This is a genomic window from Paenibacillus sp. FSL R10-2796 (assembly GCF_037965315.1).
In the GTDB taxonomy this organism is placed as follows: domain Bacteria; phylum Bacillota; class Bacilli; order Paenibacillales; family Paenibacillaceae; genus Paenibacillus_AQ; species Paenibacillus_AQ odorifer.
Genome location: NZ_CP150178.1, coordinates 4,719,671 through 4,735,441, shown reverse-complemented (window position 1 = coordinate 4,735,441; position 15,771 = coordinate 4,719,671). Strand labels below are relative to the sequence as shown.

The following is a 15,771-nucleotide window of genomic DNA, read 5'->3' as shown; positions in this document are numbered from 1 at the left end:
TTATTTTGAATATAACATATAAAGGAATTTTTAGGAATAATAAATAATTTAACGATAACAATAACTTTATGTTTTATTAGAAAGATAAGAGAAAGCTGATAAGGCACTCGTCTTTCATCTAACATTCTCATAAGAAATGATGTTATTTTTAGATTCAGGAAGGAAAATATAATTTTTTTTGCCTAATGATTTGGATTTCTCGCGATTTTCTTTCATAATATAAAGGGTAAACTAAATACAAAAGAAGAACCGTTGCCCGAGAGCGATGTGTTCTGTACAGAAGAGGCGATATTATGATTATCATGAAAACGATGGAAGAGATCGAAAAAATGCGTGCGGCGGGAAAAATTCTCGCTGAATGTCATCGTCAAATTGCGCAAATTTTGCAGCCTGGTATTACGACCTGGGAAATTGATGAATTTGCAGAAAAATTTATATTGTCTCAAGGAGCTACTCCTGAGCAAAAAGGATATAATGGGTACCCGTACGCAACCTGTGCATCTGTAAATGATGTAATATGCCACGGATTCCCGAAAAAAGAGCCGCTAAAAGACGGGGATATCGTAACCATTGACATGGTTGTTAACTTAAACGGCTGGTTGGCAGATTCGGCCTGGTCTTACGGGATTGGCAATATTAGTGAACAGGCGACCAAACTTCTAGACACTACTAAGGAATCTTTATTCCGTGGAATCGAGCAGGCGGTTGCAGGCAACCGTATTGGCGATGTTGCGCATGCCATCCAAGTTTATGCAGAGTCTAACGGGTTTTCTGTAGTGCGTGATTTTATTGGCCACGGGATCGGTTCAGAAATGCATGAAGCTCCGGAAGTACCTCACTATGGTCCAGCAGGGAGAGGGCCTCGTCTTAAAGAGGGGATGGTATTTACCATTGAGCCCATGCTGAACACAGGCAGTTACAGAACAAAAATTGATGCGGATGGTTGGACTGCGCGTACCATTGACGGCGGATTGTCAGCACAATATGAGCATACTTTAGCGATTACCCCACAAGGAACGATTATCCTGACTGAACTGTAATTTTGATGAAAAATAAAATGACCAGTCTCCGTAATGGAGATTGGTCATTTTTTATTAATCTGTAATGTTGCGAGTGTAATATTCAATGATATCTTTTCTCCTAATAATTCCAACAAATACACCCTCATTATCAATCACAGGAACGAAATTCTGATCCGCAGCAAGCGTCAGCATATCCTCCATTTCTGCATTAATGAGAACACTTTCGTTATGAACATGCTTTTGGATGTCGCTTACTGGAATTTCCCCTATATTGTCAAAGGTTAAATCTGCTGTGTTTTTCAGCTTCCACAATAGATCACCCTCCGAAAGTGTTCCTACATATTTTCCTTCATTATCAATAATAGGGATAGCCGTGTAATGGTGCTGTTCTAATTGTTCTAAGGCTTCCAGCATGGATAGTGAGTTAGTGATATAGGCGACTTGATCTTTTGGCAACAAAAAAGAGGATATTTCCATCGGCATGAACTCCTTTGTATTATGTTATTTTTTGATTAGGCTACTTTTATTTAAACATACTTTTGGAATGGATAGAATTTTAAATTTTCATCCCTTGAATTATAGGTAATAAGTCCTATTGAATAGAGGTCGTATTTTGTCGATTAAAGATATATTATCCTAGAGTGGAGTTGTTCAGATGGCATTGTATCGAAGGCTTTCATTAACGTTTAAATTTGTTATGGTGGTAAGTTTAGTAATTATTGTGATCTTTTTCTTTAGTTTAGTCGCAAACCTGGCTAATCTGCGTAGTGTGAGCATATCCAACGGTGAACTTCAGGCAGAGGTCGCAGGAAAAAGTTATGCGGAGACCATTCAGAATAGAATGATAGACATTCAGTCGACGGGTGAAGCGCTCGCTGAAGTACTCCTTGAATCAAGAGAACGTCAAACCTTGGACCGTGAAGATGTTGTTTCTACAATGAAAACTATGCTTGAGCACAGACCAGAAATTTTTGGGATGAGCATATTATGGGAACCCAATGCTTTTGATCAGAACGATCAGGCTAATATAAATAAGATGCCATATGATGATGGTACGGGGCGTTTTATTCCTTATGTCTTTAGAAATCAAGGTGCAATAAAGGTTGAACCCTTAAAGAATTATGATGTAGAAGGTGCGGGTGATTATTACCTTTTACCAAAAAAAGAGAAAAAACCGGTATATATTGAACCCTACTCCTATGAGACGACTGGTGGAGCTATAGAGATGATTTCGGTCATGCTGCCAATTTTGGATAAAACGGGTGCATTTCTGGGGACTGTAGGGTTCGATGTTTCGTTAACCCAATTGCAGGAAGAAGCCGTTAACTATAAACCTCTGGGAGGTTATGTTTCTTTAATCACTGGTAATGGCAAATATGCAGCCAACCCAAATGATCCTCAAAGTGTACTCAAAGAATTCGGTGATACAGAAGATAAAACAGTACTGTGGAAGCGTGTGAAGAATGGGGAGGCCAAACTGGGATACACGATAAATTCCAAGGGAGAAGACGTGCTGCGGACTTTTGTTCCGATACCAATGCCTGGAAGTGACCAGGTCTGGTACACACAGACAGCGATCTCTAAGGATGTTATCATGGCTGATTATGAACAAGCTAAAACAGAATTTTTTATCATTATGATTATTGGGATTTTGATTTTAGCTGTTATTGTTGGTCTTCAACTATGGTTGATGGTAGTTAAACCGCTTCGTTTGTTATCTGAGAAATTGCAGCTGATGTCTCTGGGGGATTTGACTCAAACCCTGCAGGTTCGAAATGATGATGAATTCGGCAAAATGGCTACACATTTTAATCATATGACCCATAAGCTTCGAGAAATGTTTGGACTTGTCGCTGATCTATCAATGTCCGTCGGAGCTACCTCTGAAGAGCTGACAGCTAACGCTGAGCAGACTGGAAAAGCTGCTGAACAAATTGCTGTGGCAATTGGACGAGTAGCCGAAGGAGCGCAGCTGCAGAATGATTATGCGGGTGATTCTTCAATGGCGATGAGCGAGCTGAATGTTGGAGTGCAACGGATCGCTGACTCTTCGTCATCGGTGTCTGCGTCTGCAGATGAAGTTACCGATCAGACGAAAAAGGGCAGTGCCCAGCTGCAAATGGCAGTGAATCAAATGTCGGAGTTAAAGCTGTCTGTAGATGAGACAAGTCTGGCGATTGAACGTTTAGGCGAACGATCTGCTCAGATCAGCGGGATTATCGGCTTGATTTCGAACATAAGTAAACAGACCAATCTGTTGGCACTAAATGCGGCTATTGAGGCGTCCAGAGTGGGTGAACATGGCCGAGGTTTTGCGGTGGTGGCCTCAGAAATTCGCATGCTGGCAGATCAGACTAAAAAAGCTGCCGAACAAGTTACTGCTTTGGTTGAAGATGTGGTGCAAGATACTAATCAAGCTTCACAAGCGATGGCTGTCGGCAATGAAAAAGTAATTCTTGGTGTGCAGAGTGTATCTGATAGTGATCTTTTATTTACGTCGATTCTGACAGAGATGACACAGGTAACCGATCAGATCCAAGAGGTCTCAGCAGCTGCACAGCAGATGACCGCGGGAACGGAGCAAATTTCAGTTACCGTTAAACAATTAGCCGATCTTGCTTCGGAAGCTTCCTCGGACTCCCAAAGTGTGGCAGCAGCCTCTGAGGAGCAGCTTGCTTCTATGGAAGAGATCTCAGCCTCGTCGGAGTCACTCAGCTCAATGGTGCAAGACCTGTTGGATAAATTATCTTACTTTAAAATTTAGATTGCCTTTTCAAATATAGAGAAGGGCTGGCACCTAAAACTATGAAATGACTGCTGTGTCGAAAGCACATGCTTAGTCACTGGAAAATACGCTTAGTAACCTGCTAACGGACACAGTGGTCCTTAAACGTACGATTATCCGATATTTGGAATGTTATCGGACTCCAGTGCAGCTATTGGCCTAAAAAATGCTTATTATGAGCCTCTTTCCAAGGAATAGCGTCACTGGAGTCCGAAATCTAGCGGTAAAGAATTAAAACATGTAAATAACGTCTACCGAGTCCGAAAGCCCCGTAGGATAATGAATGTGTAGTCGTAGCAGGCCGCGAATGACCAAAAAACGCCGAACAGCGATTCTTCGATAACAGAAGAATCGCTGTTTTGTTGATTTTAGGATTTTGAAAGTGAGGAGGTCAGTCACCGCTCGTAGAATCAATTATGGCACAGCTCCTTCTTACCTCCCATTTTCTTCATAATGCAGAAGAGTATCTATTTGGTGTTAGCTGTGTTATAATCAATCTATCGAAAGTATTTACCTGGCGAATTCACATAGCGTAGAGGGTTATTCTTTAGACGTTAATAACCTTGTACCATATGTGAATTTTTATTTTTTTAGAGATTTTGCAAGAGATTTTTTGAGGATAAGAATAACATGTAAATAAAAATAAGGTGGTAATTATATTATGCAAACAGGAACAGTGAAATGGTTTAACGCAGACAAAGGTTTTGGTTTTATCGAGGTTGAAGGTGGAGAAGATGTATTCGTACATTTCAGCGCAATTACTGGTGACGGATTCAAGTCCCTGGATGAAGGACAACGTGTAGAATTTAACGTAGTTCAAGGTAATCGTGGTCAACAAGCTGAGAATGTTGTAAAACTGTAAGTAGTAAAATGAATCCCCAAACGTATCGTTTGGGGATTTTTTTATAGAAAGGTGGCGGATGTAAATGCAGGTGTTTGAAGACTGGAATTTAAAAGTTAAGAAAACCTTTAACGCTACAAGTAACAAAGAAGTATTGACGGTGTCTGAAGCGGGAAGCTTGCTCGGGCTGTCTAAAGACCAAATGAAAAGTTATGTAGATCAGCATAAGTTGACTAAAGTTCCGATCATGAGAAGTGTCGTCAGATATCTTTTACTCAAGAGTGAGATCGATATGATTGTGAAAAAAACCTAAGATCATCATTAATAAATAGGGTAGACCAATCCTTGATAGGATATGGTCTTTTTTTGTCTCACAAATTTCTTATAAATAGAAACTTATCGACCCTAAGATCGTCTATAATAATGGGATATTTTAGGTAACAGTGTCATCCGGCAAAAAAATATCCTCACATACTGGTGGTTATCTATCAAAACATTACGTGATATCTAAGGAGAAAATTATGAAACGACTAGAGAGTAACGATTATTACAAAGCTATTGAGCCTTTAGGAAAAGTGAAAATAAATACGATGTTTGCTGAGTCAGTGGTTAAACAAGTCATACCTGGCAGCGTATATGTTGACGATATCGTTAACCCGCGTGCTTTTTACATTGCACACCCTTGTGGAATGTCTTTATTAATTGGAGAGTCGGATAATGAAGAGTTTAAGCGCGATCTTTTTGATTACATAACCAATAAAAATATGATTCGGCATCATCAAGAGTTGCTGCAGGCTGATCCAGCGGGAGGCTGGCCGGAAGTTATCGCTCATTGGAGTGAACAGGAAATGCTCCATAGAAATACAAGGGTCAACTTCAGCTTTAACCGCGAGAAATATCTGAAACAGAAAGCTTCTTATCTTAACCAAGACCTTGAAGTGGTGCGAATGAACAAAGAACGGTTTTTGGCGGCAACAGGAGGTGTCAATCCTAAGGCGTTTTGGAGGAATGAAGAGCAATTTCTTGCTGAGGGGCTGGGCTTCAATATTCTTGACGCTGGGGAAATTGCCTCTACGGCATTTTCGGGTTTTGTTAATGAGCATCAACTGGAAATAGGCATAGAAACTTCAGAAGCACATCGGGGGAAGGGCTATGCCTACGCGGTCTGTTCAGCCTTAATAGAATACTGTCTAGAACATCAGCTTGAGCCGGTGTGGGCGTGTCGTCTGGATAACGAGGGTTCTTTCAACTTAGCGCATAGATTAGGCTTTGAGACAACCTACATGATTCCCTATTATCGGCTGGTAGAATCCGTCATCAGGAAGGGTTAAGGATCCGAATGAAAAATAAACAGACTACCCATTCAGCTTCTTCATTTTCTTTAAGTAGAATTGAGAAAAAAAAGGTGAAGAAGAAAACTAAGACCAGCAAGAAAAAAAAGATCTGGTTATTTACGCTTGCTATCGTACTTATTGCTGGGCTAGGATCTTATGTTTTTCGTAAAGAACTGCTGATTTTCGGATTTAATAATGTTGTGGCTCCGACTATTGAACACACGCTTGATGGATCATACGTTCCTTTGGAGAATAATGAAAACGCTGAAGCTCCCGGATTACAGCCAACGGCGGATAACAAGGATCGTCCATTTTCTATCCTCCTATTGGGTACTGATCAGCGGGGAAAAGAGAACGGGCTTTCTGATTCGATTATATATACTGTGATCCGGCCAGTTGATCATAAAGTATTGTTCGTGTCGATCCCTCGTGATTCCTATGCAGAAATTATCGGAGCGGAAAAGGTTAAAGGAGCTAGGAAAGAAACCAAGATTAATGCAGCTCATTCCTATGGCGGTCCTCAGATGAGCGTAGACACCGTTAAAAATTTATTAAACGCGCCTATCGAATATTACGCTACTATTAATTTTAACGGTCTTGTGGGCGTTACAGATGCTCTAGGGGGTGTTGAACTTCCGATTACCAAGGTGATTGAGAACAAGAGCCCGGATCATGAGAAATTAAGAATTGAACCGAACAAACCGATTTATTCTGGCGCTGAAGCATTAATGTATGTAAGATACCGCGAGGATTCTGATTTTAAACGAACGGAGCGGCAGCGGATCTTTTTGAAATCTGCGCTTGAACGGATGAAGAGAGTAGATAATATCCTTAATATACAGAAAATCATCGAAATAGCAGGCAGTAATTTCCAAACCAATATGAAGTCAGACTTTATTCTTGATTTGGCGAAAAGAGTAATTCTTGAAGGGGGTACTCCTGAGATCACAAGCCATATGTTGCAGGGTGAGGGCAGACGGAAGGATCAATGGTATTACATGCTTGACGAAAATGATGTGAAGCGTACCCATGAGTTGATTGAGATTTGGCTGAATCCTGACTCTACCGATACGGATCTGGCCGCAGCTTCTGCGGATGACGCAGCATAGATGTTGTGACTGAATTATTTTATTTTTCATGTGGAGGTTGATCTCTCTGGCTGCAAAAACAAATGAGCAAATGTTACTCGAATTTAAGTCCCTCATCCCGTTCGTTGAATCTTTAGGTGAAGTATCAGACAAACATTGGAATCAGCCTATTGCAGCTGGTAAATGGACTTTAAAGGATATCATCTGTCATCTCATGTTATGGGATAAATATTTTTATGAAGGTGCGATTAAGAAAATAATTCTCCGGGAACCGATCACAACCAAGCAGTTGGATTTTAACGAGTTTAATGCTAACGCTGTAGAATATGCTAAATTATTATCTGAACAAACATTAATTGAACAATTTGTACGTTATAGAACTAAAATCATAGATGTAGCTGCAGGGTTAACGGAAGAGGAATTCAATCAGGAATATAAGGATGGAGATCGCAAAAAATTCAGCGTTCGCAAGTACTTGAGAAGTTTTATCCCACATGATAAGCATCATAAAAAACAGATTGAGCAGTTCTTAAAACCTTAAAACTTGGCGCGATTTTGAACTAACTTCATGGATTGGCGTATGAGGATAGGACCAAACATGCTTCCGGCAGAGGCGGCAATTAAGGAATGGAAGGGGAATTTTATAGCAAAATAAAAGACCCATCCAGCAACAATATCAATAAGGATGAACTTCTTGATCTCGGATAATGGTATGGTCACGAAGACAATGGATTGTTTGTTTCTCACAGCAATGACCTCCTAATTTTAAGAAAACATCTTATAAATCCACTGTTCATTCTATTTTGGAACTAAGATGTCCCATTCCGTCTAAATCTACAATCGAATCGTAAAAAAAGGAAGTATGCCTTGCGTATCTTTTTCGCAAAGTGTACTTCCTTTTTTGTATGTGAGGATATTATCTGACTAATATTTGGCAGGGTATGGAAAGTCACAGAAGATATATTCAATCACTAGTACAATGTAAGCGTTGTCTTTCGTGAAAATATATCCTAAAGGAGCTAAGCTATGAGAGTGAAGAGACTATCTTTTAACCAGCTTGTGTTTATCTGTTTAGGTTTTCAATACTTGTTAATGCGTTTGTTCTCTGCCGGCGAGGCGATCGTTATCACATCGATAGAGCTAGTAATATATATTGTTTATACTGTCGCCACCCTTGCCGGATTGTTTCTCCGGAGCAGACGAATTGATAGTGAAGCTGTATCCGGGTTGTCGTCGTTATTTTTCAGCGTGTTATGGACGGTGTCTTTATTCTCACAATTTCGGAAAGAAAGTTATCCAAATGCTTTAACAATCATTAATTCGCTGGGGGTGTCTTCAGCGGTAATCGTGATGCTCACGCAATTTATAATTTTGGCCAAGGCTTAGGCCTTAGCTGAAAAAAGGCGGGTGCCAGTAGCTATTTTATGGCTATTGCGGCACTCGTTTGTTTTTTTTATCCCCAGAAATGAAAGCTCACCCTGTTCATTCCGTTTAAATTCAAATTCACTGTCATGCTTGGTATGATGGAATCTTGTTTCTGAGATAGGATAGAACGGTGTAACCTCTTCATCATTCCAGACAAAATAATAGTCCTGGCCCCTACGCTCCACGCTCGCTTTGCAGCCAAATCCCTCATAGGTCCCCATATATTCAGCATACATGCTATCATCAAGTGGAAAGGCTCGCGGGAATATCGGCATTTCAGCAGGCTCACCGAATACTAATCCAGATAGAGATTCCGTTAACTTGGTAATGGGGACACAATCATAATTGGTCAACATGATGACGGTTGTCTGCTCTTCTGGATATCTGTGCATTTCACTTCGGAAGCCGCGATAAGCACCACCATGATACATTCTTTTGCGATCATAACGTTCGTCCAAAAACCAACCAAATCGATATTTAAGATTACTTGAATGAAAAGCCATCTCCAGAGTATCGTGAGACACTAATTGATCGGAGTATAACGCTTGATCCCACAGGAAAAGATCAGCAGCCGTCGAATACATGGCACCCGCTGACAGGATAGAGCTCATATGTATGTATTCACCCTGAGTATACTCTCCCCATGAGGAATGATAAGGTGAGGCTAATTTTGAAATGATTTGCTGATTGTTATAAACTCCTGTATTTACCATGCCAAGAGGCTGTAATATAAAAGTAGTGATATAATCTTCAAATGTCATGCCAGTAATCTTTTCAATGATCATTCCTAATAAATAATAACCCGAATTATTATAGGAAAACGATGTGCCGGGCATAAATGCAGGCGGTTGACTCACAAATAGCTGTAACATCTCCAAGGGAGTCAGCTTCAGTTTATTTAATTTTTGATTATATTCGGGTAGAGAAGTGTAGTTGGCTATACCCGAGGTATGTCCCAGCAGATGAAGGATGGTCATCCCCTCGAATGCATGCTGTTCAGGAAGATATTTTAAGATCGGATCTTCCAGTCGCAGACGTTTTTGTTCTTTTAGCATCAGAATCGCCATGCCAGTGAATGACTTGGTTAGCGACCAGATCCGGAATTTGGTATCTATAGCGTTCGGGACCTGATGTTCTAGATTCGCATACCCATATGCTTTTTGTAGCTTGATTTCTCCATGCTGAGCTATCAAGACTGTGCCGCTCAATGGCCAGCTTTGTTCGTATTTATCTAAAAATTGCTCCAGACGCTGGGATTGTTTATCCACAGGTAACCCCTCCTTAAAGGCATATTCTAACATAATACTAAATTCTGTTGAAGCGGAGAGAAATCCATGAGATATGATTGTTTAATTATTGATGATGAAACTGAACTTGCGGAGACCACCTGCGAATATTTTAATTTGTTCGATGTTCAAACCGCGTTTGTTACAAGCGCTGATGCCTGTCGAAGCTTTTTACGTGAGCATCAGGTCTCAATGTTACTGCTAGATATTAATTTAGGCGGTGAATCCGGCTTCCAGTTATGCAAAGAGCTGCGTCAGACGATGGGGATTCCCATCTTGTTTATTAGTGCCCGCTCCAGTGAAGATGATGTATTGATTGCTCTTGATATCGGAGGAGATGACTATATTCATAAGCCGTATACCCTGCGAGTGCTGCTCGCAAAGGTGAAGGCGGTGCTTAAACGCCACAATAACGAAGTTATAGCTGAGGCAGCTATCCTCCAAGCCGGCCCTATCCAGATAGACCCCGAACTTAGGAGGGCAAGCCTTAATGGCGTAGCTCTCAAGCTGAAAACGATGGAATATAAATTGCTCAGCTATTTGATTCAGCAGAAAAATAGGGTAATCCCCAAAGAGGAGTTATTTACTGAGGTATGGGGAGATGTTTTTGCGGGGGATGGCACCTTAAATGTACATATCCGTCATCTACGTGAGAAGATTGAGCAGAATCCTAATGATCCTCAGTACATCCGTACAGTATGGGGCATCGGTTATGCTTTTGAGGACAAATAGTTATGACAAAAAAACTGCTGTTGGCCCTTCTGCTTACTATATTTGCCGCAAGTTTAGCGCTCACCTTCCTAATTCTTAATTTGCAGGTGGAGACAGGAACAGATAGAGTGGCGATCAATACCATTGTGAAGCTCACGGAACAGAACTGGGACAAGCTTGATCCGAAGCTGTACAAGGAAAGTCCTTATGAATTTGCCATTATAGATACCACGGGAGTACTTAAATATCAGACGGGAAATGCGATTTCCGTTACTGTTAACGAAGCCATCAATAATCGGGATACTCTAGTGGACGTTTTTGTTCAGGATAAGATGGTGGGGAAGGTGATTATTAATAATGATTACCGTGCGATCTTTATACATATGAAAAAACAATTTATACAAGTTTCTATTGTGATGCTGCTTCTGCTTACGGTTCTAGGCGTTCTCTATATTTGGTTCCTGAATCGATCGGTTCTCCGTCCGTTCCGCAAAATGCAGCAATTCGCGAAGCATATCGCGAGAGGTGATCTGGAAGTGCCGCTGGAGATGGATCGTAATCATCTGTTTGGTGCTTTTACCGAAAGCTTTGATATGATGCGGGAAGAGCTTGCAGCGGCTAGACACAGCGAATATTTGGCGAATAAAAGTAAAAAGGAACTGGTTGCTAGTCTCAGTCATGACATTAAAACACCCGTTGCTTCGTTAAAGGCGATCACGGAACTGATGTTATTAAGCGCAAGGGATGAGAAGACCGGCAGACAGCTTAACACTTTGTACTCCAAAGCAGATCAGATTGATCGTCTGGTGACTGATATGTTCCATTCGACCTTGGAGGAACTAAATGAACTTAAAGTCAGCTTAACGGAAGAGCAAAGCCACCTGCTGATCCAAATTATAAATAATGTAAATTTCTATGAACGGATTTCAGCAGCATCTGTGCCTGACTGTCTCATTACGGTGGACCCCTTGCGGTTGCAGCAGGTGATCGATAATGTTGTGAATAATTCCTACAAATATGCCTACACAGACACACCCATAGATATTAAGTTCGAGATCACGGATCATTATCTGGAGGTAGATATTCTGGACTATGGTCCCGGGGTTCCTGAAGAGGAGCTGCCTTTAGTATTCAATAAATTTTTTCGGGGCAGTCTGGCCGTGAGCCAGAATGGTGCAGGTCTAGGCCTGTACATTTCCCGTTATATGATGCAAAAAATGCAAGGCGATATTCTGTGCTCCAATCGGGAGGACGGATTTACAGTCAAACTGCTAATTCCTTTAGCAGGACAGAATTAAGAATTAGCTAAGGATTGCACAAAGACATGTTAAGAACATTTAACGTACGATAAGGTTGCAATTACGAATGAGCTTGTGATTGCAGCCATTATATTTCGCGTAGAGCTATGATTTTTTTTAGCGCAATTAATGAGCATGAATGTAAATGGAGTGTTCAACATGAGCGAAGTGAATAATAAAGTGCTGATGCAGACTAATAAGCTTGGAAAAACCTTCTCCCATGGAGGAACTCAGCAGCATGTTTTGAAAAATCTGGATCTGACCTTATATCATGGTGATTTTACGATTATCATGGGCAGCTCTGGTTCTGGTAAATCAACACTGCTGTATGCCATTTCGGGTATGGATAAGCCAACACTTGGAGAGGTTCTATTTGAAGGTCAGGATATTACAGCCATGAGTAATGATCAGCTTGCGATATTCCGGCGGAAGAATTGTGGGTTCGTGTTTCAGCAGATTCATCTGCTGGATACGATGAGTGTCCTCGACAATGTATTATCAAGTGCTTTTCTTGTACAAAAGGATAGAGCAGGCGCTGTAAAAAAAGCCAAAAAGCTACTCTCTGATGTAGGTCTGGATGACTCTGTCTGGGGCAAGTTTCCGGCGCAAATCTCAGGTGGCGAAGCTCAGCGGGCGGGGATTATCCGGGCATTGATTAACAGTCCAAAAGCGGTTTTCGCCGATGAGCCGACGGGTGCGTTAAATAGTTCAGCAGGAATAGGTGTACTGCGCGTCCTTACTGAGGTGAATAGACAAGGGCAAAGTATAATTATGGTTACTCATGATCTTAAAACCGCGTTGCGTGGAAATCGGATATTGTATTTGCGGGATGGAGTCATCGTGGGAGATTTGCGTCTTACCCTTTATAGCGAAGATAACGGACCTGAACGGCAGCAGCAATTACAGTCCTTTCTAACCGAATTGGGGTGGTAGGGATGAGCAGCCTAATAGGAAAATTAGCTTGGTCCAATATTCGTAAAAGAAAAAGTGCTACGGTTACGCTCTTCATTCTTATCATGATAGCTGTGCTGCTGCTGAACATTGGTCTTACGGTCATTTTGAAGCTCAATTCCTTCCAGCAAGAAAAAATGACTGAATTAAGGACTCCAGAAATAAGTGCATATTTTCCAAAAGATGATTATCTAGAAGAGTATGAGGAGCTTGTGGATAGTTATTCATATACAGAATCCTGGGAGAATGAAGCAGCAATTCTGTTAGCAGATGCTAAAATGAAGTACGGACAAACGGACACTACGGTAGCTTTTATAATTCTTAACATGGATACACCGCGGACCAAGGGACTGTTCAAGACAACGACTCCGCCAGGATCTAAGGATGCAAATATGATCTATTTGCCTTATTTGTTCCATGTTGGATCGGGGTATAACCTTGGGGATACCTTTACTTTTGTATACGATAATAACTCATTTTCTTATACCATAGGTGGCTTTATTGAGGAGCCGTTGCTAGGGACGTTAACTAATGGAGCTTTAAAAGTTTTTTTGACTGATGAAGGTTATAAACAGTTGGGGGAACGTCTTGGAACTGAAGCTCAGTACAGCTTTCTATCAGCAGATTTAACCGATCCTTCAAAGGATGTAAAGCTGGAGCAAATGCTTAGTGAGCGGATTTTTGCCTCAGGAAGTACGGATCAATTTCAAGTCATGCGGGCAGAGGTTGGGCTCCAAGGGAACCGTGTTTTTGTTAATCTTTTAGCAGCCATTTTAATCGTGTTTGCACTGATTATGGTTCTAATCTCGCTTATTGTCATCAGGTTTCAAATATTGGGGCATATTGAAGACAATTTAACGAACATCGGTATTTTAAAAGCTAACGGTTATACTTCATGGCAGATTAAAAATGCGCTTCTGCTACAGTTCACCTCAGTTTCCATCATTGCAGCTATACCGGGAGGCGGGTTATCTGGGCTGGTTATGCCGTTGGTAGGGAATATGATTTCGTCTTCAATCGGACTTTTGTGGCCAATATCCTTTGAAGGGGTCAGTGCAGTGCTTAGTTTGGTTATTGTCTCTGGACTAGTGCTACTTGTTACCTATCTGTCGAGCCGGCGAATTCGGAACATTACTCCGATTACAGCTCTGCAGAGCGGAATCCTCACTCACAATTTCAAGCGGAACCCAATTCCACTCGAAACATCCCGGATGAATCTGCAATTCAGCTTAAGCCTTAAAGCTTTAGTAAGGCAGGCAAAACAGAATATGATGATCGTATTGATCGTTGCCGGATTAACCTTTTCTAGTATTTTTTGCTCTATATTGAATTTCAACTTTAAGGGAGACACCTCAGCAGTTATAGAACTGGTAGGTATAGAACGCAGCGACTTTTTGTTATTGCCGAAAAACGGTGACCTACAGCAGGGGAAGTTTACAGAATTAGAAGCCATGCCAGGGGTTGAAAAGTTGACTGTATTGGATAGCATGGTCGCTTCGATTAAGAACACCAGCTTTATGCTCCGGGTATCTGACGATTATAGCAAGCTGGAGACACAAACCATATACAAAGGGCGAGAGCCAATTTATGATAATGAAATTGTGATTTCCGGTGTTATTGCAAAGTTGGAAAATTCAGAAATAGGGGACGAGGTCCCGATCACTTTTAATGGTGTGACGGAGAATTATTTGGTTACTGGCTTAAGCCAGCAGATTAGCCAACTTGGAATGGTGGCGAGTATGACCGGTGATGGAATGAGAAGACTTCAACCGGAGTACACCCCTCTGTCCATCAATGTGTATCTGAAAGAGGGGGGAGATGCGCAAGCTTTTGTGAAGGATCTGGAAGCACGCTTCCCTAAGCAATGGAACATTACTAACATTCGAGAAACGGTTGATAGTACGCTCAGTACATTCACTGCCGCAGTATCTTCTATGACAGCAGTCATCACTGTGGTGACGATTATAGTAGTCAGTCTGATTTTGTATTTAGTGATTAAGACTTTGATTCTGAAGCGGAAACGTGAGTTCGGCATTCTTAAAGGAATGGGTTATACCACTTTTAATCTGATGACGCAGATTACCTTTAGTCTGTTTCCGGTGATTGTGGTGGGAGTAGCTTTGGGGAGCATAGGGGGGTATTTTTTCTCAGACTCAGCGTTTGTACTATTGCTCTCGAGTTTAGGGATTTATAATGTCCAACTGGCGGTTAGTTTGCCTCAAGTAATGCTATTGTGTGCAGCCATTCTAGTAGTAGCTTATGCGGTGTCTATGCTTGTTGCCCGGCGAATTCGGAAGGTTAGTGTGTACGATTTGATTATGGACTAATTTAAGCGAAAAACAAAAAAACAACGAGCAGGAGGTTAGTTACTCCATGCCCGTTGTTTTTTTATTACATATTTATTCGTCCGTCATCATAATTGAATTGCCAGTCGATGCCGAATTTATCTTTTAGACTACCATAACAAGAGCTCCAGAAGGTTTCTTGCAGTTCCATAACTACTTTACCGCCCTCTTGAAGCTTATCGAAATATTTCTTTATGTTATCTAAATCCTTACTAACTACGGAAAGACTAATATTGTTTCCTTCGATAAAAGGCATACCTGGAAAAACATCAGAAAACATTACATTACTGCCTTCGATATTCAAGCGGGTGTGCATAACCAAATCTTTAGCTTCCTCAGGAAGAGTGAAATTGGGATCGGGTGGTGTTTCACCAAAGGTCATGATTTGTGGTCGTTCAGTGCCAAACACCTCTGCGTAAAACTCTGCTGCGTCACGACAATTCCCATTGAAATTAAGATAAACATCGATAGACATTTTTTCCACTCCTTAAAGGTTTGTTAGCGTTACTTCGAAAATACTTAAAATTCAAAATACCTTGTCACTTCCACATTGTATCATTTACCAGTTTATAAACAAATATTCTTATAGTCTCATTATTAAACTTTTATTTCATCTACTATCTTCTAATTAAAAATAGGATATGGTAGTATTCAAGAAAAGGGATAATTTTCTATAAATTAAATA

Annotated in this window: 16 protein-coding genes; 12 read left to right on the top strand and 4 right to left on the bottom strand. The window is 41.0% G+C overall.

Annotated elements, in window-relative coordinates; all coding sequences use genetic code 11:
- Positions 1–293: 293 nt before the first annotated feature.
- Positions 294–1,040, top strand: a complete 747-nt coding sequence (map, locus tag NST58_RS21515) for a type I methionyl aminopeptidase (RefSeq protein WP_036685786.1) — start codon at positions 294–296, stop codon at positions 1,038–1,040.
- Positions 1,041–1,094: 54 nt separating this feature from the next.
- Here map and NST58_RS21510 read toward each other — a convergent pair whose 3' ends face one another.
- On the bottom strand, positions 1,095–1,499 hold the full coding sequence (locus tag NST58_RS21510) for a CBS domain-containing protein (RefSeq protein ID WP_076281463.1): 405 nt from the start codon (positions 1,497–1,499) through the stop codon (positions 1,095–1,097).
- A 178-nt stretch (positions 1,500–1,677) separates the two neighbouring features.
- Here NST58_RS21510 and NST58_RS21505 point away from each other — a divergent pair, with 178 nt between their 5' ends.
- From NST58_RS21505 to NST58_RS21480, 6 genes are all read left to right on the top strand, one after another.
- The gene (locus NST58_RS21505; RefSeq protein WP_339244168.1) at positions 1,678–3,786 is read left to right on the top strand and encodes a methyl-accepting chemotaxis protein; all 2,109 of its coding nucleotides are present in this window, start codon (positions 1,678–1,680) and stop codon (positions 3,784–3,786) included.
- A gap of 682 nt (positions 3,787–4,468) precedes the next feature.
- Positions 4,469–4,669, top strand: coding sequence for a cold-shock protein (locus tag NST58_RS21500; protein ID WP_036685790.1), 201 nt, complete (start codon positions 4,469–4,471; stop codon positions 4,667–4,669).
- A 64-nt stretch (positions 4,670–4,733) separates the two neighbouring features.
- Positions 4,734–4,961, top strand: a complete 228-nt coding sequence (locus NST58_RS21495; RefSeq protein ID WP_038572358.1) for a hypothetical protein — start codon at positions 4,734–4,736, stop codon at positions 4,959–4,961.
- Positions 4,962–5,169: 208 nt separating this feature from the next.
- Positions 5,170–5,979, top strand: coding sequence for a GNAT family N-acetyltransferase (locus NST58_RS21490; protein WP_339244166.1), 810 nt, complete (start codon positions 5,170–5,172; stop codon positions 5,977–5,979).
- Positions 5,980–5,987: 8 nt separating this feature from the next.
- Positions 5,988–7,091, top strand: coding sequence for an LCP family protein (locus NST58_RS21485; protein ID WP_081387120.1), 1,104 nt, complete (start codon positions 5,988–5,990; stop codon positions 7,089–7,091).
- A 37-nt stretch (positions 7,092–7,128) separates the two neighbouring features.
- Positions 7,129–7,611 (top strand): DinB family protein, encoded by a 483-nt coding sequence (locus NST58_RS21480; RefSeq protein WP_339168699.1) that lies wholly within the window; start codon positions 7,129–7,131, stop codon positions 7,609–7,611.
- Here the strand turns inward: NST58_RS21480 and NST58_RS21475 are convergent.
- On the bottom strand, positions 7,608–7,817 hold the full coding sequence (locus NST58_RS21475) for a hypothetical protein (protein ID WP_076100132.1): 210 nt from the start codon (positions 7,815–7,817) through the stop codon (positions 7,608–7,610). The two genes, NST58_RS21480 and NST58_RS21475, sit on opposite strands and share 4 nt — an antisense overlap.
- 279 nt (positions 7,818–8,096) lie before the next feature.
- On the opposite strand from NST58_RS21475, the gene NST58_RS21470 reads away from it, so the two are divergent.
- A complete protein-coding gene (locus tag NST58_RS21470) occupies positions 8,097–8,456 on the top strand; it encodes a hypothetical protein (RefSeq protein ID WP_036685802.1) in 360 nt (119 codons plus the stop codon).
- On the opposite strand, the gene NST58_RS21465 is transcribed toward NST58_RS21470, so the two are convergent.
- A complete protein-coding gene (locus tag NST58_RS21465) occupies positions 8,453–9,763 on the bottom strand; it encodes a serine hydrolase domain-containing protein (protein WP_339244165.1) in 1,311 nt (436 codons plus the stop codon). The genes NST58_RS21470 and NST58_RS21465 overlap by 4 nt on opposite strands.
- Before the next feature lie 66 nt (positions 9,764–9,829).
- On the opposite strand from NST58_RS21465, the gene NST58_RS21460 reads away from it, so the two are divergent.
- The 4 genes from NST58_RS21460 (at position 9,830) to NST58_RS21445 (ending at position 15,068) form a co-directional block, all read left to right on the top strand.
- Positions 9,830–10,513 (top strand): response regulator transcription factor, encoded by a 684-nt coding sequence (locus tag NST58_RS21460; protein ID WP_076129903.1) that lies wholly within the window; start codon positions 9,830–9,832, stop codon positions 10,511–10,513.
- A gap of 2 nt (positions 10,514–10,515) precedes the next feature.
- On the top strand, positions 10,516–11,790 hold the full coding sequence (locus NST58_RS21455) for a HAMP domain-containing sensor histidine kinase (protein ID WP_076190536.1): 1,275 nt from the start codon (positions 10,516–10,518) through the stop codon (positions 11,788–11,790).
- 159 nt (positions 11,791–11,949) lie between these two features.
- Entirely contained in the window at positions 11,950–12,723 is a 774-nt protein-coding gene (locus tag NST58_RS21450) for an ABC transporter ATP-binding protein (protein ID WP_076129901.1), read from the top strand.
- Between the two features lie 2 nt (positions 12,724–12,725).
- A complete protein-coding gene (locus tag NST58_RS21445) occupies positions 12,726–15,068 on the top strand; it encodes an ABC transporter permease (RefSeq protein WP_339244163.1) in 2,343 nt (780 codons plus the stop codon).
- A gap of 64 nt (positions 15,069–15,132) precedes the next feature.
- On the opposite strand, the gene NST58_RS21440 is transcribed toward NST58_RS21445, so the two are convergent.
- On the bottom strand, positions 15,133–15,561 hold the full coding sequence (locus tag NST58_RS21440) for a VOC family protein (protein WP_076183122.1): 429 nt from the start codon (positions 15,559–15,561) through the stop codon (positions 15,133–15,135).
- Positions 15,562–15,771: the final 210 nt, after the last annotated feature.

Bases quoted from the DNA above. Each gene is read 5' to 3' on its own strand.
- map (WP_036685786.1), top strand. From the start codon at position 294: ATGATTATCATGAAAACGATGGAAGAGATCGAAAAAATGCGTGCGGCG.
- NST58_RS21510 (WP_076281463.1), bottom strand. From the start codon at position 1,499: ATGGAAATATCCTCTTTTTTGTTGCCAAAAGATCAAGTCGCCTATATC.
- NST58_RS21505 (WP_339244168.1), top strand. From the start codon at position 1,678: ATGGCATTGTATCGAAGGCTTTCATTAACGTTTAAATTTGTTATGGTG.
- NST58_RS21500 (WP_036685790.1), top strand. From the start codon at position 4,469: ATGCAAACAGGAACAGTGAAATGGTTTAACGCAGACAAAGGTTTTGGT.
- NST58_RS21495 (WP_038572358.1), top strand. From the start codon at position 4,734: ATGCAGGTGTTTGAAGACTGGAATTTAAAAGTTAAGAAAACCTTTAAC.
- NST58_RS21490 (WP_339244166.1), top strand. From the start codon at position 5,170: ATGAAACGACTAGAGAGTAACGATTATTACAAAGCTATTGAGCCTTTA.
- NST58_RS21485 (WP_081387120.1), top strand. From the start codon at position 5,988: ATGAAAAATAAACAGACTACCCATTCAGCTTCTTCATTTTCTTTAAGT.
- NST58_RS21470 (WP_036685802.1), top strand. From the start codon at position 8,097: ATGAGAGTGAAGAGACTATCTTTTAACCAGCTTGTGTTTATCTGTTTA.
- NST58_RS21460 (WP_076129903.1), top strand. From the start codon at position 9,830: ATGAGATATGATTGTTTAATTATTGATGATGAAACTGAACTTGCGGAG.
- NST58_RS21455 (WP_076190536.1), top strand. From the start codon at position 10,516: ATGACAAAAAAACTGCTGTTGGCCCTTCTGCTTACTATATTTGCCGCA.
- NST58_RS21450 (WP_076129901.1), top strand. From the start codon at position 11,950: ATGAGCGAAGTGAATAATAAAGTGCTGATGCAGACTAATAAGCTTGGA.
- NST58_RS21445 (WP_339244163.1), top strand. From the start codon at position 12,726: ATGAGCAGCCTAATAGGAAAATTAGCTTGGTCCAATATTCGTAAAAGA.
- NST58_RS21440 (WP_076183122.1), bottom strand. From the start codon at position 15,561: ATGTCTATCGATGTTTATCTTAATTTCAATGGGAATTGTCGTGACGCA.